Source organism: Streptomyces sp. enrichment culture (genome assembly GCF_964273145.1).
Lineage (GTDB): Bacteria > Actinomycetota > Actinomycetes > Streptomycetales > Streptomycetaceae > Streptomyces.
The window spans coordinates 2,526,330-2,543,471 of sequence record NZ_OZ186873.1 but is presented as its reverse complement, the minus strand read 5'-3'; the positions used below and the strand labels follow the sequence as shown (position 1 = coordinate 2,543,471).

The window sequence follows — 17,142 nt, the reverse complement described above, 5'->3', positions numbered from 1 at the left end:
CAGCGCGTAGTGAAGGAAACTTCACTACGCGAACAACGGGTGGCGCGCCGCCCGTCCGGACACCCGCCCGCCGCCCCCGGCGACGACGCCAATCGAAGGGAACGACCGATGCGCACCACCGTCGGCATCATCGGAGCCGGCCCCGCCGGCCTCCTCCTCGCCCGGCTCCTCCACAACGCCGGCATCGACTCGGTCGTCCTGGAGAGCCGCGACCGCGCCTACGTCGAGCGCCGCCAGCGGGCCGGCATCCTGGAGCAGGGAACGGTGGACGTCCTGCGCGCGGCCGGCGCCGGGGAGCGGATGGACCGCGAGGGCCTGCGCCACGACGGCATCGAGCTGCGGTTCGACCGCACCCGCCACCGCGTCGACTTCCCCGCCCTGACCGGCGGGAAGTCCGTGATGGTCTACGCCCAGACCGAGGTGTGCAAGGACCTCATCGCCCTCCAGCTCAAGGAGGGCGGCCCGCTGCTGTTCGAGGCCGAGGCGCTGGCCGTCGAGGGCGCCGGCACCGACAGCCCCCGCGTCCGCTTCCGCCACCAGGGCGCCGAGTCCGTCCTCGAATGCGACTACGTCGTCGGCTGCGACGGCTTCTGGGGCGTGGCCCGCAAGGCGGTCCCCGCCGAGCTGAGCCGCACCTTCGAGCGGACGTACCCCTTCGGCTGGCTCGGCGTCCTCGCCGACGTCGCCCCCTCGCACGACGAGCTGGTCTACGCCCGCCACGACCGCGGCTTCGCCCTGCTGTCCATGCGCTCCCCGTCCGTCTCCCGCCTCTACCTCCAGGTGCCCGCGGGAACCGACGCCGAGAGCTGGGGCGACGAGGAGATCTGGGACGAGCTGGAACGCCGCTTCGAGACCGCCGACGACTGGCGCCTGGAGCGCGGCCCCATCACCCAGAAGTCCGTCACGCCCATGCGCTCCTTCGTCCACGAGCCCATGCGCCACGGCCGCCTCTTCCTCGCCGGCGACGCCGCCCACATCGTGCCGCCCACCGGCGCCAAGGGCCTCAACCTCGCCGTCGGCGACGTCGTCACCTTCGCCCGGGCCCTCGTCCACCGGCGCGAGACCGGCTCCGACGAGCTCCTCGACGCCTACTCCGCCACCTGCCTGCGCCGCGTCTGGCAGGCCGAGCGGTTCTCCTACGACATGACCACCCTGCTGCACCGCGCCCCCGGCGCCACCCCCTTCGAGGACCGCCTCCAGGTGGCCCGCCTGGAGCGGATCACCTCCTCCCGGGCCGCCGAGACCGACCTCGCCGAGGCCTACACCGGCTTCCCGATCGGGTGAGCCCCGTTCCTCCCGTCCCCCCGTGGGACCTCTGGTGTGGTCCCCTGCCGTGAGGGGAATCACGAATCCGCGTAGCGTGTTGCGCAGTACGACGAGGGAAAGATCCTCCCCGAGCACTAGGGTCAATCCTTTGCCTACCTATTACTCTTGAGCCAAGGCCATGTCGTGTGGCCATGGAGGAGTGAAATGAGGAGCAGAAACCCGGTCTTCTCGCGACGGGGGTTCAGCCGCGACGACGGCTACGCGGGCTTCGGCGCCGCGCCGCAGGCCGGGGGTCCCGCCGTCGCCACGCAGGGCAACCCGTACGCGCAGGGCAACCCGTATGCCCAGCCGGCCGGCAACCCCTACGCGCAGAACCCGTACGCCCAGCAGGACCTGCAGTACGGGGCGCCGCCCCAGGCGCCGGCGACCACCGGCCGGATGACGATGGACGACGTCGTCGTGCGGACGGCGAGCACGCTCGGCGTGCTCATCGTCACGGCCGCGCTCTCCTGGGCGCTGCTGCCCGTCGACGAGGCCAACATCAACCGCTCCTACGGCATCGGCATCGGCGCCGCGCTGGTGGGCATGGTCCTGGCGTTCGTCCAGTCCTTCAAGCGCACGGCCTCGCCGGCGCTGATCCTGGCCTACGCGGCGTTCGAGGGCGTCTTCCTCGGCGTCGTCTCCAGCATCGTCGACACCCACATCGCCAGCGGCGCGGCCATGCAGGCGGTGCTCGGCACGATGGCGGTCTTCGCCGCCGTGCTGGTCGCCTACAAGGCGGGCTGGATCCGCGTCAACCGCCGCTTCGTCGGCTTCGTGATGGCGGCGGCGCTCGGCTTCGTGCTGCTGATGCTGGTGAACCTGCTGTTCGCCGTCTTCGGCGGCGGTGACGGCCTCGGCTTCCGCAGCGGTGCCCTCGGCGTCGTCTTCGGCGTCATCGGCGTGCTGCTCGGCGCCTGCTTCCTCGCCCTGGACTTCAAGCAGGTCGAGGACGGCATCGCCTACGGCGCCCCCCGCGAGGAGGCGTGGCTGGCCGCGTTCGGCCTGACGCTGACGCTGGTGTGGATCTACCTGGAGTTCCTGCGCCTCATCTCGATCCTCAACAGCAACGACTGACGCCCCGCGCGAGCTCCCCGCTCGGCGCAGGCGTGCGAGAGGGCCCCGGCACCCCCGGGGCCCTTCGTCGTGTCCGGGGCCGTGCGCCGTAGGGCCTCTCGTTCGGATCATGCCGGGCTCGCGGGACCTGATCCGACCTGATCCGGACGAAAGACCCTAGAGCAGCTTGCGCGCGGCCCGCCTCAGGTCGTACTCGTGGACGATCGCCTTGGCGTGGCCGTACGCGAGGTCGTGTTCGTGGCGAAGCCAGCTGACCCTCTCCTCGAAGCGGAGAGCCGGGCCTTCCTCGACGGTGCGCAGCCAGTCGGAGATCTCACGACCGGTGCAGTGGGGGATGCGGGCGAGCAGGTTGCGGTGGGTCTCCTCGGAGAAGACTTGGGACATCGGCGCCTCCGGACGTGTGGGTTCGAGCCGGTCCTTCAGCTCACCGTGCCCGAGCGTTCACCCGTTGGCAACAGTCCCGGCGCCCGTTGGCGGTGGCCGTGACGGGCCGCGTACGCTCGCGCTCGTGGTTGATACGACGCCTCTGACCCGTGCCGTGGATCACTTCGCCGACCGGCTGCGGGCGGCCCCGCAGAGCCGGCTGCAACGGGGCGCCGCCGCCGAGGCGCTGGAGCTGGCCAGGGAGCTGGCGCGCCGGGCCCAGCTCGCCGAGGAACCGGGCGCGCGGCCCCGCGAGATGCCCGACGCGGGGATGTTCGCCGCCGCCGACCAGATCACCGTCGCCGGACACGACCTGGCGCTCGTCCTGACCGACGACGCCGAGGTCGCCGAGGCGGTGGAACTGGTCGCCCGGGCACAGAAACGCGCCGGGGTGTGAACCCCGGCGCGCGGCGGAGAGCGAGGGGCGCGCGGCCCCGGATCAGAGCGAGGCGATGACGCGGTCCGCCAGGACGTACACCCTCTCCTCGCCGCAGGCGAAGGTGAGGGCGTAGGCGCCGGAGACGCCGGAGCCGCCGAGCAGGACCGGTGTGTCGCCCGCGCGCAGCGCGGCGGCCAGGCGCTCCGCGGTCTCCCGGTGGCCCGGCGTCATGCACAGGGTGGTGCCGTCGGCGAAGACGTAGACGTCGAGGGTGCCCAGCGGGCCCGGACGGACGTCGGCCAGCTCGACCCGGGAGGCGGCCAGCTCCTCCAGCGCGGCGGCCGTGCGCTCCTGGTCGTCGGCGCCCGGCGGGGAGGCCGGCACGAAGTCCGGATGCGAGGGGTGGCGGCGGCGGGCCGCGGCCAGCTCGGGGGAGTCCCCGGCGCTCTCGTCGCCCTCCGCGCCGGACTCGGCCACCGGCTCCAGCCCCGCGAAGTCGGCCTGCCGGGGCAGGTACAGCTCGCTGTCGGACAGGCCCAGCAGCAGCGGGGCGTCGGAGGTGTCGCGGGCCTCCTGCGCGGCCCAGAACGCGCGCGCCTCGGCGAGCTCCCGCTCCCGCTCCTCGGCCAGCGCCTCGGCGACGGCGGCCCGTATCTCGTCTGCGTCGGCGGCGGTGCGGGCGGCGGGGACGAGACCCCGCGATGAGGAGGCGGCGCGGCTCTCGGCCAGCTCGGTGTGCAGGGCCGCCACCTGCCGGCGCAGTACCTGGATGCTGCGCAGGACGGCGACGCCCACGGCGCCGGTGGCGACCGTGGTGAGCAGCAGGGCGATCGGCATGGCGCTCACGGACGTACTCCCGGTTCAAAGTCGACCCCCGACTTCCTACATCAGCTTGAAGGGCGGACTAACCCCCTGTCAGTGCGTAACGTCACGAAACGGACGGGACGGTGGGGCTGAAGAGGGTGATGGGGCCGCTCTGACCTGCGGAAACCCCAGGAGCGAGGGAGATAGGTCACATCCTGGGAAAGATGGGGTCACGAAACGGCCCGGGACCCGGTGCGTGCGGGGTCCCGGGCCAAAGCCTCGCGCGGTGTCGGCCGGCCGCTACCGAACGTGGTCCGCGGGCGGCCGGCGCGGACTCAGCTGAGCCGCTCGACGACCATGGCCATGCCCTGGCCGCCGCCGACGCACATCGTCTCCAGGCCGAACTGCTTGTCGTGCCACCGCAGGGAGTTGATGAGCGTTGCGGTGATGCGGGCGCCGGTCATGCCGAAGGGGTGGCCGACGGCGATGGCGCCGCCGTTGACGTTCAGCTTCTCCAGCGGGATGCCGAGGTCGCGGTAGGAGGGGATCACCTGGGCGGCGAACGCCTCGTTGATCTCCACCAGGTCGATGTCGTCGATGGTCAGCCCCGCCCGCCTCAGGGCCTGCCGCGACGCCTCGACCGGGCCGAGGCCCATGATCTCGGGGGAGAGGCCGGAGACGCCGGTGGAGACGATCCGGGCCAGCGGGGTCAGGCCCAGCTCGCGGGCCTTGGTGTCGCTCATGACGACCAGGGCGGCGGCGCCGTCGTTGAGCGGGCAGCAGTTGCCGGCGGTGACCATCCCGTCGGGGCGGAAGGCGGGCTTCAGGCCCGCCACGCCCTCCATCGTCACGCCGGGGCGCGGGCTGTCGTCCTTGGCGACCACCGTGCCGTCGGGCAGCGTCACCGGGGTGATCTCGCGCTCCCAGAAGCCGTTCTTGACGGCCTCCTCGGCGAGGTTCTGCGAGCGGACGCCGAACTCGTCCATCTCCTGGCGGGTCACGCCCCTGAGGCGGGCGAGGTTCTCGGCGGTCTGGCCCATCGCGATGTACGGGTCGGGCAGCAGGCCGTCCTCGCGCGGGTCGTGCCAGGTGGTGCCCTCCTGCCCGGCGACGGCGGCGGTGCGCGCCTCGGCCTCGGCGAAGAGCGGGTTGTGCGTGTCCGGGAGGCTGTCGGAGTTGCCCTTGGTGTACCGGGAGACCATCTCGACGCCGGCCGAGATGAAGACGTCGCCCTCGCCGGCCTTGATGGCGTGCAGGGCCATGCGGGTGGTCTGGAGCGAGGACGAGCAGTAGCGGGTGACCGTGCAGCCGGGCAGGTGGTCCATGCCCATCTGCACGGCGACGATCCGGCCGAGGTTGTTGCCCTGCTCGCCGCCGGGCAGGCCGCAGCCGAGCATCAGGTCGTCGATGTCCTTCGGGTCCAGCTCGGGCACCTTGTCCAGGGCCGCCCGGATGACGGTGGCGGTCAGGTCGTCCGGGCGGAGGTCCTTCAGGGAGCCCTTGAAGGCGCGCCCGATGGGGGAGCGGGCGGCTGAGACGATCACGGCTTCGGGCATCACGGCTCCAGAGGCGGTACGGATACGGGATCGGCGGGCTGGTTGGGAAGTTACCGGGACGTACGGCCCGGGTCACGGGTCGTGCGGTGTGACCCTGACCGCAATTTACTAAGCGCTTGCTTTCTTCGGGAGGGTTCCGCTACGACGGCTGCGCCGAAGGCTCCGGCTCCGCCTCGTCCACCCGGCGCCTCCTGCGCCGCTTCAGCAGCGCCCACGGACCCCGCGGCCCGGCCGGCAGCGCCGCCGCGACCTCGGTGCCCGCCTCGGACGCCGCCTCCGCCGCCGCCCGCGCCACCGGCAGGAAGCCCTCGCGGCGGGAGGCGTCGGGCCGCTCCTCCTCCGCCGGCCACAGGCCGAGCGCCGCGCAGACCGTCGGCAGCACCGCCATCGCCGCCGTGGCGTACCCCTCCGCCGAGGGGTGGTAGTTGTCCGGGCCGAACAGCTCGCGCGGATTGGCCGCGAACTCCGGGCCCAGCAGGTCGCCCAGCGACACCGTGCGCCCGCCCTGCTCCACGACCCCGATCGTCTGGGCCGCCGCCAGCTGCCGCGAGACCCGCCGGGCCAGCCAGCGCAGCGGCTGCCGCACCGGCTCGATCGTGCCCAGGTCCGGACAGGTGCCGACCACGACCTCCGCGCCGGCCGTGCGCAGCCGCCGCACCGCCGCCGCCAGGCAGCGCACCGAGCGGGTCGGGGGCATGCGGTGGGTGACGTCGTTGGCTCCGACCATGACGACGCAGACGTCGGGCGCCCGGGCGGGATCGGCCAGCACCAGCGACACCTGCCGCTCCAGGTCGTCCGACCGGGCCCCGGGCACCGCCACCGACCGCAGCGCCACCGGCCGCTCGGCGACCGCCGCCAGCCCCGACGCCAGCAGCGCCCCCGGCGTCTGCCCGGCCCGGTGCACCCCCTGCCCGGCGGCCGTGGAGTCGCCCAGCATCACCAGCCGCAACGGCGGCTCGCCGGCCGTCGGCAGGGCGCCCCCGTACAGTCCTTCCGCGTTCGGCACCCGCGCGGGCGCGCCGTTCCCCACCCGGCGCCGGGCCAGCCGCATCTCCGCCAGCAGCAGACCGACCGCCGCCGCGCCGGCCAGGCCGATCCCACCGCCGCCGTATGCCGCGCCGGCCGCGATCCGCCGGGCCACCCTCGCCCTCGACACGCTCGTCATGCGCCGCCGCCACCTCCTTCGAGCCGTACACCCACTGCTTGCCCCGTACGGACCGTCGCCCAATCCCGACGGGGAGTGAACGGCCGTCGCGCGCCGGTGGCAGGGCCTAGGCTGGCGGAACCATCACGACCACACCTTTTGCAGCATCCGGAGACAACGGTGCAATTCCACGACTCGATGATCAGCCTCGTCGGCAACACCCCGCTGGTGCGGCTCAACAGCGTGACCAAGGGCATCAGGGCCACCGTCCTGGCCAAGGTGGAGTACTTCAACCCGGGCGGCTCGGTGAAGGACCGCATCGCCCTGCGCATGATCGAGGCGGCGGAGCAGAGCGGAGAGCTGAAGCCCGGCGGCACCATCGTCGAGCCGACCAGCGGCAACACGGGCGTCGGCCTGGCCATCGTGGCCCAGCAGAAGGGCTACAAGTGCGTCTTCGTCTGCCCGGACAAGGTGTCGACCGACAAGATCAACGTACTGCGCGCGTACGGCGCCGAAGTGGTCGTGTGCCCGACGGCGGTCGCCCCGGAGCACCCGGACTCCTACTACAACGTCTCCGACCGCCTGGTCCGCGAGATCCCCGGCGCCTGGAAGCCCGACCAGTACTCCAACCCCAACAACCCCCTCTCCCACTACCACTCGACCGGCCCCGAGCTGTGGGAACAGACCGAGGGCAGGATCACCCACTTCGTGGCGGGCGTCGGCACCGGCGGCACCATCTCCGGCACCGGCCGCTACCTGAAGGAGGCCAGCGACGGCCGGGTGAAGGTGATCGGCGCCGACCCCGAGGGATCGGTCTACTCCGGCGGCTCCGGGCGGCCGTACCTCGTCGAGGGCGTCGGTGAGGACTTCTGGCCCACCGCCTACGACCGGACGATCGCCGACGAGATCGTGGCCGTCTCCGACAAGGACTCCTTCCAGATGACCCGGCGCCTGGCCAGGGAGGAGGGCCTGCTGGTCGGCGGTTCCTGCGGCATGGCCGTCGCCGCCGCGCTGCGGGTGGCCGAGCGGCTGACCGAGGACGACGTGGTCGTCGTCCTCCTCCCGGACGGCGGGCGCGGCTACCTCAGCAAGATCTTCAACGACGAGTGGATGGCCGACTACGGCTTCCTGGCCGACGCCGGCACCAGCGCCCGCGTCGCCGACGTCCTGGAGCACAAGGAGGGCGGCTCCATCCCCTCCCTGGTCCACATGCACCCCGACGAGACGGTCGGCCAGGCCATCGAGGTGCTGCGCGAGTACGGCGTCTCCCAGATGCCGATCGTCAAGCCCGGCGCCGGCCACCCGGACGTGATGGCCGCCGAGGTCGTCGGCTCGGTCGTCGAACGGGAGCTGCTGGACGCCCTGTTCACCCGGCGGGCCGCGCTGGAGGACCCGCTGGAGCGGCACATGTCCGCCCCGCTGCCGCAGGTCGGCTCCGGGGAGCCGGTCGGGGACCTGATGAGCGTGCTCGGCACGGCGGACGCGGCGATCGTCCTCGTCGAGGGCAAGCCGACCGGTGTGGTCAGCCGGCAGGACCTGCTGGCCTTCCTCGCCGGGGGCGGGAAGTAGCGGCGAACGCGGGGTGAACCGGCGGTGGCGACGGCGAACGCGCGGTGGACCGCGGGTGGTCGGGACGCCGTGAACCGGTACGAGCACGTCACGTGTACGCAGCACTCACTTAACACGCGCCCGGCAGAGTAAGGGGTGTCGGCAGGCGGAGGCACCTCCCAGCGTTGAGCGAGGGGGAGGATCCCCGTCTGGCCCGGCACCGAACGGCGCCAGGGACTTTCCGGAGCGGCTCCCGGACCTTCCTATGGACGCCACGGACGCGGCGGCCGGTCACCGGCCCGCTCCGCGTCCCTCGCGGGGACCGCCGTCGTCCCGCCCCCCGGCGACGGGGGTGCGGCGGTCCCCGCGCACACTCCTTCCCCTCGCGGTCCGGCGGGCGGCGCTCGCCGCCCGGCCCCCGGCGCTTCGCCTCCCTCAGTCCTCCCAGCCGTCGTCCCGGGAGGCCGTGCGGCGGCGCTGGAAGAGGCCGGGATCGGTGCGGGCGGCCTGGACGACGTTGACGCCGACGATGCCGGCCCAGGCGACGAGAAGGCCGGGCAGGTGGGCCACGCCGCCGCCGATCGCGGACAGCGGGACGGCCAGGACCAGCGAGACGATCCCGAAGCCGAAGCGCTCGCCCCAGGAGTCCGTGGGCGCCGGCGACCGGGACCCCCGCGCCGCCGCCGTCCGCTGCTCGGCGACCTGCCGCCGCACCCGGCGCTCGACGGCGTCGTCGATCCGCCGGTCCACCTTCTCCAGGAACGAGTCGACCAGCGCGGACTCGTACTCCTCGCCCAGTTCCCCGCGGGCCCGCAGGCTGGCGTCGAGTTCCTTCTTCAGGTCGGTGTCCCGCGCGTCCATTCCGGTCATGCGCCCCACGGTAGGGAGCGGCGGGGCGGGCCGCACTGGGGGTAACCCCCGTTCTCGGCCTGGGGTCCGCCGGGCCGGCGAGGGCGCCGGCGACGACGGCCGTGCCCCGGGGGCCGGCGCCGGGCCGGAGCGTGGACGGGGGGCTCCGCCGTGGCGCTCGTCGTCCGGGGCGGCGCCGGCCGAGCACGGTCCGGACGGACCGGGCCGTGCGGGGCCCCGCACGCGGATGTATAACGGTATGCAGAGTTTTGACGGAGTGAATGGGCCGGCGGTGGCGGCGGGCCGGAGGGCGGGACCGGACGTCCGGTTCGGGGAGGGAGCGGACGGGACGCCGTCCCGGACCGCGCGGACGGGGCCGCGAACGGCCGCTGTACCCTCCCGGGGCGTGACGGTGGCGGGCCGGCCCGGCCGACGGCGCACGGACATCTGGAGGGGGAACACGTCGTGAGCGTGACCGACCGCCCTGCCGCGCGGCTGCAGGCGCTCTTCGAGGGGCGCCGCCTGACGCCGACCCAGCGGCGCATCGCGCACAGCATGGTGCGGCGGGCCGCCGACGTGCCGTTCCTCTCCAGCGTCGAACTGGCCGAACTGGCCGGGGTCAGCCAGCCGTCCGTGACCCGCTTCGCCGTCGCCCTCGGCTTCGACGGCTACCCGGCGCTCCGCCGCCACCTGCGCGAGGTCGCCCCCGCCGAGCCGGCGGGCGGGGCCGGGGCGCCCAACGAGTACCAGCGGGCCGTCGAGGCCGAGATCGAGAACCTGCGCCACCTGGCGGAACTGCTGGCCGACCCCGGGCCGGTGCGGGAGGCGGGCCGGGTGCTCGCCGCCTCCCGGCCCCTGCCCGTCCTCGGACTGCGGGCGGCGGCCTCCCAGGCCTACGGCTTCGCCTACTTCGCCACCAAGGTCCACCCGGACGTGCGCCTGCTGGACGAGGGCGGCACGATGCTCCAGGACCGCATCGACGGCGCCGTGCGCGCCGGGGCCCGCGCCCTGCTCTGCTTCGCGCTGCCCCGGCACCCCCGCGAGACCGTCGACGCCCTCGCCTACGCCCGCGAGGCCGGGCTGACCGTCGTGACCGTCGCGGACTCGGCCTTCGCGCCCGTCGCCAAGGTGTCCGACCTGCTGCTGCCCGCCGCCGTCGGCACCGGCCTCGCCTTCGACACCGCCTGCGCGCCGATGCTGCTCGGCCGGGTGCTGCTGGAGGCGATGTGCGACGACCTGCCGGACGCCCAGGCGCGGCTGGAGGAGTTCGACGCCAAGGCGGCGGCACGGGGGCTGTTCGTGGAGTGACGGCGGGGCCGTTCGTGGGACGGGCTTCTCAGACTCGTCTCACGTTGCCCCGCTACCGTGCCTCCCCCAAGAAACCCTCAGACCCTTCACAGACCTGGGACGGGAGGCTGGACGTGGCACGCGGTGGACAAGGGCTGGCTCGGGTGGCCGTCGTCGTGCGGGCGGGCGCGGCGCCGCTGTGGTGGCTGGGCGTGCTCGCGGCGGGTGTCGGCGCGTGCGTACCGGGACTGACCGGGCGCCGGATCGGGGTGCTGGCCGGAGCGGCGCTGTTCCTCGTCGCGGTGGCCGCCGTGGCGTACGCGCGGCGCAGGCGGTACGCCGCACTGGCCCGCTCGGCCGCCCGCGCGGGCAAGCACGACGTGCTCCAGGACCGGGCGGTGACCGCCCGCAACTGGCGCCGCGGCCACCGCTGGTGGCTGCTGCTCGCCTTCCTCGTCGCCGTGGGCAGCGCGTTCGCCGCGCCGGCCGCGGGCGGCATGCTGCTGGCCGGCTGCGGGGTGGGCCTGTGGCTGAAGGCCGCCTGGGTCGGCCGCCTCGAACGCGACGCGGACGTCCTGCTGTGGGTCCGCGTCGACTGGCTCACCAAGAGCGCGGGCCGCCCCGCCGGCAAGGCGGTCAAGGCGTACCGCAGCACCGGCATCGCGGCGGGCGACGCGGCCCCGGGGGGCAAGCCCCGCAAGGCGGCGGTCCCGGGGGGCAAGCCCGGCAAGGCGGCGGTCCCGGGGGGCAAGCCCGGCAAGGCGGCGGTCCCGGGGGGCAAGCCCCGCAAGGCGGCGGCCCTGGTCTGACCGCACGCGGGACGCGTTCCGGTGGAGCGGGCCCGGGGGCCCGCTCAGCCGGGCCGCCCCGGTGCGGGCCGGCCCCGCCCCCCCCCGCACCGGGCCCGGGACGTCACCGCCCGGGCCGCCGGTCCCGGGACGGTCGGGCCGCTCGCGGGGCGAGGCCCGAGGTGAGCGCGTCGGCGTGGGCCCCTCCCGCCTCGGCCACGATCGCCTCGACCGGCTGCGGCTCCCGCACGACCGCGAAGGCGACGCCCCCCTCGCCGTCCGGCGCGAAACCGTACACCCCGGGCCGGGCCAGCGAGTTGTACGCGTAGTGGTGCGCGAAGTAGTACGCCCCCGTGTCCAGCGCCGCCGCGTAGTCCCCCTGCTCCAGCAGCGGCAGCGCCCGCCCCGCCGCGAGGAGGTCCCCCGCGAAGCAGGCGGGACCGGCCACGTCCTGCACGACGTCCGGCCCGCCCTTGGGCCGCCCCCCGGCGTCGTACGCGGCGATCCGCAGCGGCCACGCCCCCGGCGCGTACACCGTCCGCGTCGCCACCTGCACCCCCGCGTGCGTGACCGCGATCGGACGCCCGCCGGCGCTCTTGGCGTACTCCACCCGCGCCACCACCGTCCCGTGCTTGGCCAGCAGCGACCGCCCGAACTCGGTGACCAGCCCGTACCGCCCGTCGAACAGCCCGGGCACCGCCGCCCGCAGCCGCCGCGCGTACGCGGCGTACGTCGGTGCCGTCTCCTCGGAGGCGAAGTTCACCGGCAGGCCGCCGCCGATGTCGAGCGTGTCGACCTGCCGCCGCCCGGCCCGCTCGTTGATCTCCTCGGCGAGGGCGTACGCCGCCGCCACACCCTCGGCCATCAGGGACAGCGGGACTCCCTGGGACCCGGTGTGCGTGTGCAGCCGGGTCAGCCACGGCCGGTCCAGGAAGGCCCGCACGACCCACTCCCGGGCCCCCTCGTCCCGCAGCGCCACACCGAACTTCGAGGTCGCCGTCGCCGTCGACAGCGCCTCGATGGAACCCGCACCGATTTGCGGGTTCACCCGGATGCCCAGCGGCGACCGGCTGCCGGCGGACCCCACCAGGGCGTCGATCCGGTCGAGCTCCTGCGGATTGTCCGCGTTCACGGCGACGCCCAGCGCCAGCGCCTCGCGCAGCTCCTGCGGCGTCTTGGCGGGCGAGTCGAGGACCGTGCGCCGCGGTGGCACCCCCGCCGCCCGCGCCAGGGCCAGCTCCCCCGGGCCGGCCACCTCCGCGCCCAGTCCCTCCCCGGCCAGCAGCCGCAGCACCGGCACCAGCGGGGCCGCCTTCACCGCGAAGGCGTGCAGCACCGGCGTGCCCGGCGCCACCACCGCGTCGAACGCCGCCCGCAGAGCCGCCGCCGACTCCCGGATGCCGACGACGTCGAGCAGCCCGGCCAGGGGAGCCGCGGGCCCGAGCAGCCCCTGCTCCACCGCCGCCCGCACCGCCGCGTCCCGCCGGGCCGCCCGCGCCCCGCCGTCGCCGTCCCGCTCCACGGCCTCCCCCTCCTGTCGTCGGCCCCGTCGTGCGCGCGTGTGTCCGCGTGCCGTCCCTCCAGACAAACACCCGCGGCGCGCCGGTGTGCCCCGACCGCCCTATTGACTAGTTCTATTCACGCGGACAGGATCTGAATAGACGCAGTGACGACAGGAGGCAGACGATGCCGGGACCCCGCCCCGTACGAGCGCCGCGCGGCACGGACCTGAACACCCTGGGCTGGCAGCAGGAGGCCGCCCTGCGGATGCTGCGGAACAACCTCGACCCGGAGGTCGCCGAGCACCCCGACAAGCTCGTCGTCTACGGGGGCACGGGGAAGGCGGCCCGGGACTGGCGGTCCTTCGACGCGATGGTCCGCACGCTGAAAACCCTCGAACAGGACGAGACGATGCTCGTCCAGTCCGGCCGCCCGGTCGGCGTCATGCGGACCCACGAGTGGGCCCCGCGCGTCCTCATCGCCAACTCCAACCTGGTGGGCGACTGGGCGAACTGGGAGGAGTTCCGCCGCCTGGAGGCCCTCGGCCTGACCATGTACGGGCAGATGACGGCCGGCTCCTGGATCTACATCGGCACCCAGGGCATCCTCCAGGGCACCTACGAGACCTTCGCCGCCGTCGCCGCCAAACGCTTCGGCGGCACGCTCGCCGGGACCCTCACCCTCACCGCCGGCCTCGGCGGCATGGGCGGCGCCCAGCCCCTCGCCGTGACGATGAACGACGGCGTCGCGATCTGCGTCGACTGCGACCCCCGCGCCATCGACCGCCGCATCGAGCACCGCTACCTCGACGTCAGGGCCGACTCCCTCGACCACGCCCTCCGCCTCGCCGTCGAGGCCCGCGACGCCCGCCGCCCGCTGTCCGTCGGCGTCCTCGGCAACGCCGCCGAGATCGTCCCGCGACTGCTGGCCATGGGCGCCCCCGTCGACATCGTCACCGACCAGACCTCGGCCCACGACCCGCTCTCGTACCTGCCGCTCGGCGTCGCCTTCGAGGACATGGCCGACGCCGCCGCCAAGGACCCGGCCGGCTTCACCACCCGCGCCCGCGAGTCGATGGCGAAGCACGTCGAGGCCATGGTCGGCTTCCAGGACGCGGGCGCCGAGGTCTTCGACTACGGCAACTCCCTGCGCGGCGAGGCCAGGCTCGCCGGGTACGACCGGGCCTTCGCCTTCCCCGGCTTCGTCCCCGCCTACATCCGCCCCCTGTTCTGCGAGGGCAAGGGCCCCTTCCGCTGGGCCGCCCTGTCCGGTGACCCCGCCGACATCGCCAGGACGGACAAGGCGGTCCTCGACCTCTTCCCCGAGAACGAGTCCCTCGCCCGCTGGATCAGGATGGCCGGCGAGAGGGTCCGCTTCCAGGGCCTGCCCGCCCGCATCTGCTGGCTCGGCTACGGCGAGCGCGACAAGGCCGGCGAGCGGTTCAACGACATGGTCGCGAGCGGCGAGCTGGCCGCGCCGGTCGTCATCGGCCGCGACCACCTCGACTGCGGTTCCGTCGCCTCCCCGTACCGCGAGACCGAGGCGATGCTCGACGGCTCCGACGCCATCGCCGACTGGCCGCTGCTCAACGCCATGGTCAACGTGGCCTCCGGCGCCTCCTGGGTCTCCATCCACCACGGCGGCGGCGTCGGCATGGGCCGCTCGATCCACGCCGGGCAGGTGACCGTCGCCGACGGCACCCCCCTCGCCGGGGAGAAGATCCGCCGGGTGCTGACCAACGACCCCGGGATGGGCGTCATCCGGCACGTCGACGCCGGATACGGCATCGCGGAGACGGTCGCCCAGGAGCGCGGCGTGCGCGTCCCGATGCGCGAGGGTGACGACGCGTGACCTTCCACAGCATGTGGGCGGAGCTGCTGCCGGTCGGCCGCAGCTCCGCCACCGGCGGCTACCGCCGCTTCGCCTGGACCGCCGCCGACGCCGAGTGCCGGGCCTGGTTCGAACAGCAGGCCCGCGACCGCGGGCTCGCCTACGAACTGGACCGCAACGGCAACCAGTGGGCCTGGCTCGGGGACCCGGCCGCCGGGGACGCCGTCGTCACCGGTTCCCACCTGGACTCCGTCCCCGACGGCGGCGCCTTCGACGGGCCCCTCGGCGTCGTGTCCGCCTTCGCGGCCCTGGACGAACTGCGCGACAGGCAAGCGCGGTTCACCAAACCCGTCGGCATCGTCAACTTCGGCGACGAGGAAGGCGCCCGGTTCGGCCTGGCCTGCGTCGGCTCCCGCCTCACCGCCGGAGAACTCACCGCCGAGCAGGCCCACCGGCTGACCGACGGCGAGGGGACCACGCTCCCACGGGCCATGGCGGCCGCCGGGTACGACCCCGACGCCATCGGACCCGATCCCGAACGCCTCGCCCGCATCGGCGCCTTCGTCGAGCTCCACGTCGAACAGGGCCGCGCCCTGGACCTGACCGGCGACCGCGTCGGCATCGCCAGCGCCATCTGGCCGCACGGCCGCTGGCGGTTCGACTTCCGCGGCGAGGCCAACCACGCCGGCACCACCCGTCTCGACGACCGGCGCGACCCCATGCTCGGTTACGCCCAGACCGTCCTCACCGCCCGCCGCGAGGCCCGTCTCGCCGGCGCCGTCGCCACCTTCGGCAAGGTCGCCGTCGAACCCAACGGCGTCAACGCCGTCCCCGGCCTGGTGCGCGGCTGGCTGGACTCCCGCGCCGCCGACCAGGAGACCCTGGACACGGTCGTCACCGGCATCGAGCGGGCCGCCCGCGAACACGCCGCCGCCCACGGCGTCGGCCTCGATGTCGTCCGCGAGTCCTTCACGCCCGTCGTCGAGTTCGACCACGCCCTGCGCGACCGACTCGCCCGCATCCTGGGCGGGGACGCCGATCTCCGGGTCCCCGTCCTCGCCACCGGCGCCGGACACGACGCCGGGATCCTCTCCGGACGCGTCCCCACCGCCATGCTGTTCGTGCGCAACCCCACCGGCGTCTCGCACTCCCCGGCCGAGTTCGCCGCCGAGGACGACTGCGTGGCCGGGGTCCTCGCCCTCGCCGACGTACTGGAAGGACTGGCCTGCACGTGACGCGGACGCCCACGCCCCCACGGACGTACTGGCTGGAGCACGCCTGGCTCGGCACCCTCCCCCAAGCGCCCGGCTCCGCCCGGGCTGCGGGGACCCCCGTCGAGCCGGGCGTGCTCCTCGGCGTCGCGGACGGCCGGATCACCACCGTCCGCACCGGCGTCACCGCACCGCCGCCCGGTGCCGAGACGCTGCGCGGCCTGACCCTCCCCGGCCTGGCCAACGCCCACAGCCACGCCTTCCACCGCGCCCTGCGCTCCACCGTCCAGGTCGGCTCCGGCACCTTCTGGACCTGGCGCGAGGTCATGTACTCCGTCGCCGACCGGCTGACCCCCGACTCGTACCACGCCCTCGCGCGGGCGGTGTACGCCGAGATGGCCCTGGCCGGCATCACCGCCGTCGGCGAGTTCCACTACCTCCACCACGCCCCCGGCGGCACCCCCTACGCCGACCCCAACGCGATGGGCGAGGCGCTCATCCAGGCCGCCGCCGAGGCCGGCATCCGCATCACCCTCCTCGACGCCTGCTACCTCTCCGCCGGCTTCGGGCAGCCGCCCGACGCCCACCAGCTCCGCTTCTCCGACGGGACCGCGGAGTCCTGGGCGGAGCGCTGTTCACTTCTCAAGGAACGGGATCACGCGCGGATCGGGGCGGCGGTGCACTCCGTACGGGCCGTGCCCGCCGGCCAACTGGCGACCGTGGCGCACTGGGCCGAGGCGCGGCGGGCCCCGCTGCACGTGCACCTGTCCGAGCAGACCGCCGAGAACGACGCCTGCCGCCGGGCCCACGGCCGCACCCCGGCCCGGCTCCTCGCCGACCACGGCGTGCTCGGACCCCGCACCACCGGCGTCCACAACACCCACCTCACCGACGAGGACATCGCGCTGATCGGCTCCACCGGTACCGGCACCTGCATGTGCCCTACCACCGAACGCGACCTCGCCGACGGCATCGGCCCCGCCGCCGCCCTCCAGCGGGCCGGGTCGCCGCTCTGCCTGGGCTCCGACAGCCACGCCGTGATCGACCTGCTGGAGGAGGCGCGCGCGATGGAGCTGAACGAGCGCCTGCGCAGCCGCACCCGCGGCCACTGGACGGCCGACGCGCTGCTGCGCGCCGCCACCGCCGGCGGCCACGCCGCCCTCGGCTGGGACGGCACGGGCACCATCGAGCCGGGCGCCCGCGCCGACCTGACCACCCTCGCGCTGGACTCGGTCAGAACAGCGGGGCCGCCCCCGCGGCTCGGCGCCGAGACGGCCGTATTCGCGGCGACGGCAGCGGACGTGCGGCACACGATCGTCGCGGGCCGGCACGTCGTGCGCGACGGGGCGCACACCCTCGTCCCCGACGTGCCGCGGGCCCTCGCGCGGGCCGTCGAGGCACTGCGCGCCTGACCCCACCCCCCGAACCGGGAACCCCCAAG

At 74.5% G+C, this 17,142-nt stretch carries 15 protein-coding genes; 9 read left to right on the top strand and 6 right to left on the bottom strand.

The window, feature by feature from the left end; all coding sequences use genetic code 11:
• The first annotated feature begins 108 nt into the window (after positions 1-108).
• Together ACSU6Z_RS11385 and ACSU6Z_RS11380 are read left to right on the top strand one after the other, a co-directional pair.
• Positions 109-1,284 carry a 4-hydroxybenzoate 3-monooxygenase gene (locus tag ACSU6Z_RS11385; RefSeq protein WP_437044886.1) on the top strand — a complete coding sequence of 392 codons (1,176 nt, stop codon included), beginning with the start codon at positions 109-111 and terminating at the stop codon, positions 1,282-1,284.
• 186 nt (positions 1,285-1,470) lie between these two features.
• Positions 1,471-2,382, top strand: a complete 912-nt coding sequence (locus ACSU6Z_RS11380) for a Bax inhibitor-1/YccA family protein (RefSeq protein ID WP_437044884.1) — start codon at positions 1,471-1,473, stop codon at positions 2,380-2,382.
• Between the two features lie 156 nt (positions 2,383-2,538).
• Here ACSU6Z_RS11380 and ACSU6Z_RS11375 read toward each other — a convergent pair whose 3' ends face one another.
• Entirely contained in the window at positions 2,539-2,766 is a 228-nt protein-coding gene (locus tag ACSU6Z_RS11375; RefSeq protein WP_437044882.1) for a DUF4287 domain-containing protein, read from the bottom strand.
• A 124-nt stretch (positions 2,767-2,890) separates the two neighbouring features.
• On the opposite strand from ACSU6Z_RS11375, the gene ACSU6Z_RS11370 reads away from it, so the two are divergent.
• Positions 2,891-3,202: a hypothetical protein gene (locus tag ACSU6Z_RS11370; RefSeq protein WP_437044880.1), complete on the top strand. Its 312-nt coding sequence runs from the start codon at positions 2,891-2,893 to the stop codon at positions 3,200-3,202.
• A gap of 42 nt (positions 3,203-3,244) precedes the next feature.
• Here ACSU6Z_RS11370 and ACSU6Z_RS11365 read toward each other — a convergent pair whose 3' ends face one another.
• From ACSU6Z_RS11365 to ACSU6Z_RS11355, 3 genes are all read right to left on the bottom strand, one after another.
• A complete protein-coding gene (locus tag ACSU6Z_RS11365) occupies positions 3,245-4,030 on the bottom strand; it encodes a hypothetical protein (protein ID WP_437044878.1) in 786 nt (261 codons plus the stop codon).
• A 293-nt stretch (positions 4,031-4,323) separates the two neighbouring features.
• Complete coding sequence (locus ACSU6Z_RS11360) at positions 4,324-5,544, bottom strand: acetyl-CoA C-acetyltransferase (protein ID WP_437044876.1); 1,221 nt, start codon at positions 5,542-5,544, stop codon at positions 4,324-4,326.
• Positions 5,545-5,683: 139 nt separating this feature from the next.
• Positions 5,684-6,709 carry an SGNH/GDSL hydrolase family protein gene (locus ACSU6Z_RS11355; RefSeq protein WP_437044875.1) on the bottom strand — a complete coding sequence of 342 codons (1,026 nt, stop codon included), beginning with the start codon at positions 6,707-6,709 and terminating at the stop codon, positions 5,684-5,686.
• A gap of 159 nt (positions 6,710-6,868) precedes the next feature.
• On the opposite strand from ACSU6Z_RS11355, the gene ACSU6Z_RS11350 reads away from it, so the two are divergent.
• Positions 6,869-8,257: a cystathionine beta-synthase gene (locus ACSU6Z_RS11350; protein WP_437044873.1), complete on the top strand. Its 1,389-nt coding sequence runs from the start codon at positions 6,869-6,871 to the stop codon at positions 8,255-8,257.
• 414 nt (positions 8,258-8,671) lie between these two features.
• Here the strand turns inward: ACSU6Z_RS11350 and ACSU6Z_RS11345 are convergent, their stop codons facing one another.
• Positions 8,672-9,097 carry a hypothetical protein gene (locus ACSU6Z_RS11345; protein ID WP_437050265.1) on the bottom strand — a complete coding sequence of 142 codons (426 nt, stop codon included), beginning with the start codon at positions 9,095-9,097 and terminating at the stop codon, positions 8,672-8,674.
• A 453-nt stretch (positions 9,098-9,550) separates the two neighbouring features.
• On the opposite strand from ACSU6Z_RS11345, the gene ACSU6Z_RS11340 reads away from it, so the two are divergent.
• Together ACSU6Z_RS11340 and ACSU6Z_RS11335 are read left to right on the top strand one after the other, a co-directional pair.
• Entirely contained in the window at positions 9,551-10,393 is an 843-nt protein-coding gene (locus tag ACSU6Z_RS11340) for a MurR/RpiR family transcriptional regulator (RefSeq protein ID WP_437044871.1), read from the top strand.
• Between the two features lie 113 nt (positions 10,394-10,506).
• Positions 10,507-11,181: a hypothetical protein gene (locus tag ACSU6Z_RS11335; RefSeq protein WP_437044869.1), complete on the top strand. Its 675-nt coding sequence runs from the start codon at positions 10,507-10,509 to the stop codon at positions 11,179-11,181.
• 103 nt (positions 11,182-11,284) lie between these two features.
• Here the strand turns inward: ACSU6Z_RS11335 and ACSU6Z_RS11330 are convergent, their stop codons facing one another.
• The gene (locus ACSU6Z_RS11330; protein ID WP_437044867.1) at positions 11,285-12,682 is read right to left on the bottom strand and encodes a diaminopimelate decarboxylase; all 1,398 of its coding nucleotides are present in this window, start codon (positions 12,680-12,682) and stop codon (positions 11,285-11,287) included.
• A 164-nt stretch (positions 12,683-12,846) separates the two neighbouring features.
• Here ACSU6Z_RS11330 and hutU point away from each other — a divergent pair, with 164 nt between their 5' ends.
• From hutU to ACSU6Z_RS11315, 3 genes are read left to right on the top strand one after another with little or no spacing between them, the layout of a single operon-like run.
• Positions 12,847-14,511 (top strand): urocanate hydratase, encoded by a 1,665-nt coding sequence (hutU, locus tag ACSU6Z_RS11325; RefSeq protein ID WP_437044865.1) that lies wholly within the window; start codon positions 12,847-12,849, stop codon positions 14,509-14,511.
• Positions 14,508-15,725, top strand: a complete 1,218-nt coding sequence (locus tag ACSU6Z_RS11320; protein ID WP_437044863.1) for an allantoate amidohydrolase — start codon at positions 14,508-14,510, stop codon at positions 15,723-15,725. Before hutU ends, ACSU6Z_RS11320 begins: the two co-directional genes overlap by 4 nt.
• Positions 15,722-17,113, top strand: coding sequence for a formimidoylglutamate deiminase (locus tag ACSU6Z_RS11315; RefSeq protein ID WP_437044861.1), 1,392 nt, complete (start codon positions 15,722-15,724; stop codon positions 17,111-17,113). The genes ACSU6Z_RS11320 and ACSU6Z_RS11315 overlap by 4 nt, the downstream gene beginning before the upstream one ends.
• Positions 17,114-17,142 lie beyond the last annotated feature (29 nt).

Bases quoted from the DNA above. Each gene is read 5' to 3' on its own strand.
- ACSU6Z_RS11380 (WP_437044884.1), top strand. From the start codon at position 1,471: ATGAGGAGCAGAAACCCGGTCTTCTCGCGACGGGGGTTCAGCCGCGAC.
- ACSU6Z_RS11385 (WP_437044886.1), top strand. From the start codon at position 109: ATGCGCACCACCGTCGGCATCATCGGAGCCGGCCCCGCCGGCCTCCTC.
- hutU (WP_437044865.1), top strand. From the start codon at position 12,847: ATGCCGGGACCCCGCCCCGTACGAGCGCCGCGCGGCACGGACCTGAAC.
- ACSU6Z_RS11355 (WP_437044875.1), bottom strand. From the start codon at position 6,709: ATGACGAGCGTGTCGAGGGCGAGGGTGGCCCGGCGGATCGCGGCCGGC.
- ACSU6Z_RS11375 (WP_437044882.1), bottom strand. From the start codon at position 2,766: ATGTCCCAAGTCTTCTCCGAGGAGACCCACCGCAACCTGCTCGCCCGC.
- ACSU6Z_RS11360 (WP_437044876.1), bottom strand. From the start codon at position 5,544: ATGCCCGAAGCCGTGATCGTCTCAGCCGCCCGCTCCCCCATCGGGCGC.
- ACSU6Z_RS11345 (WP_437050265.1), bottom strand. From the start codon at position 9,097: ATGGACGCGCGGGACACCGACCTGAAGAAGGAACTCGACGCCAGCCTG.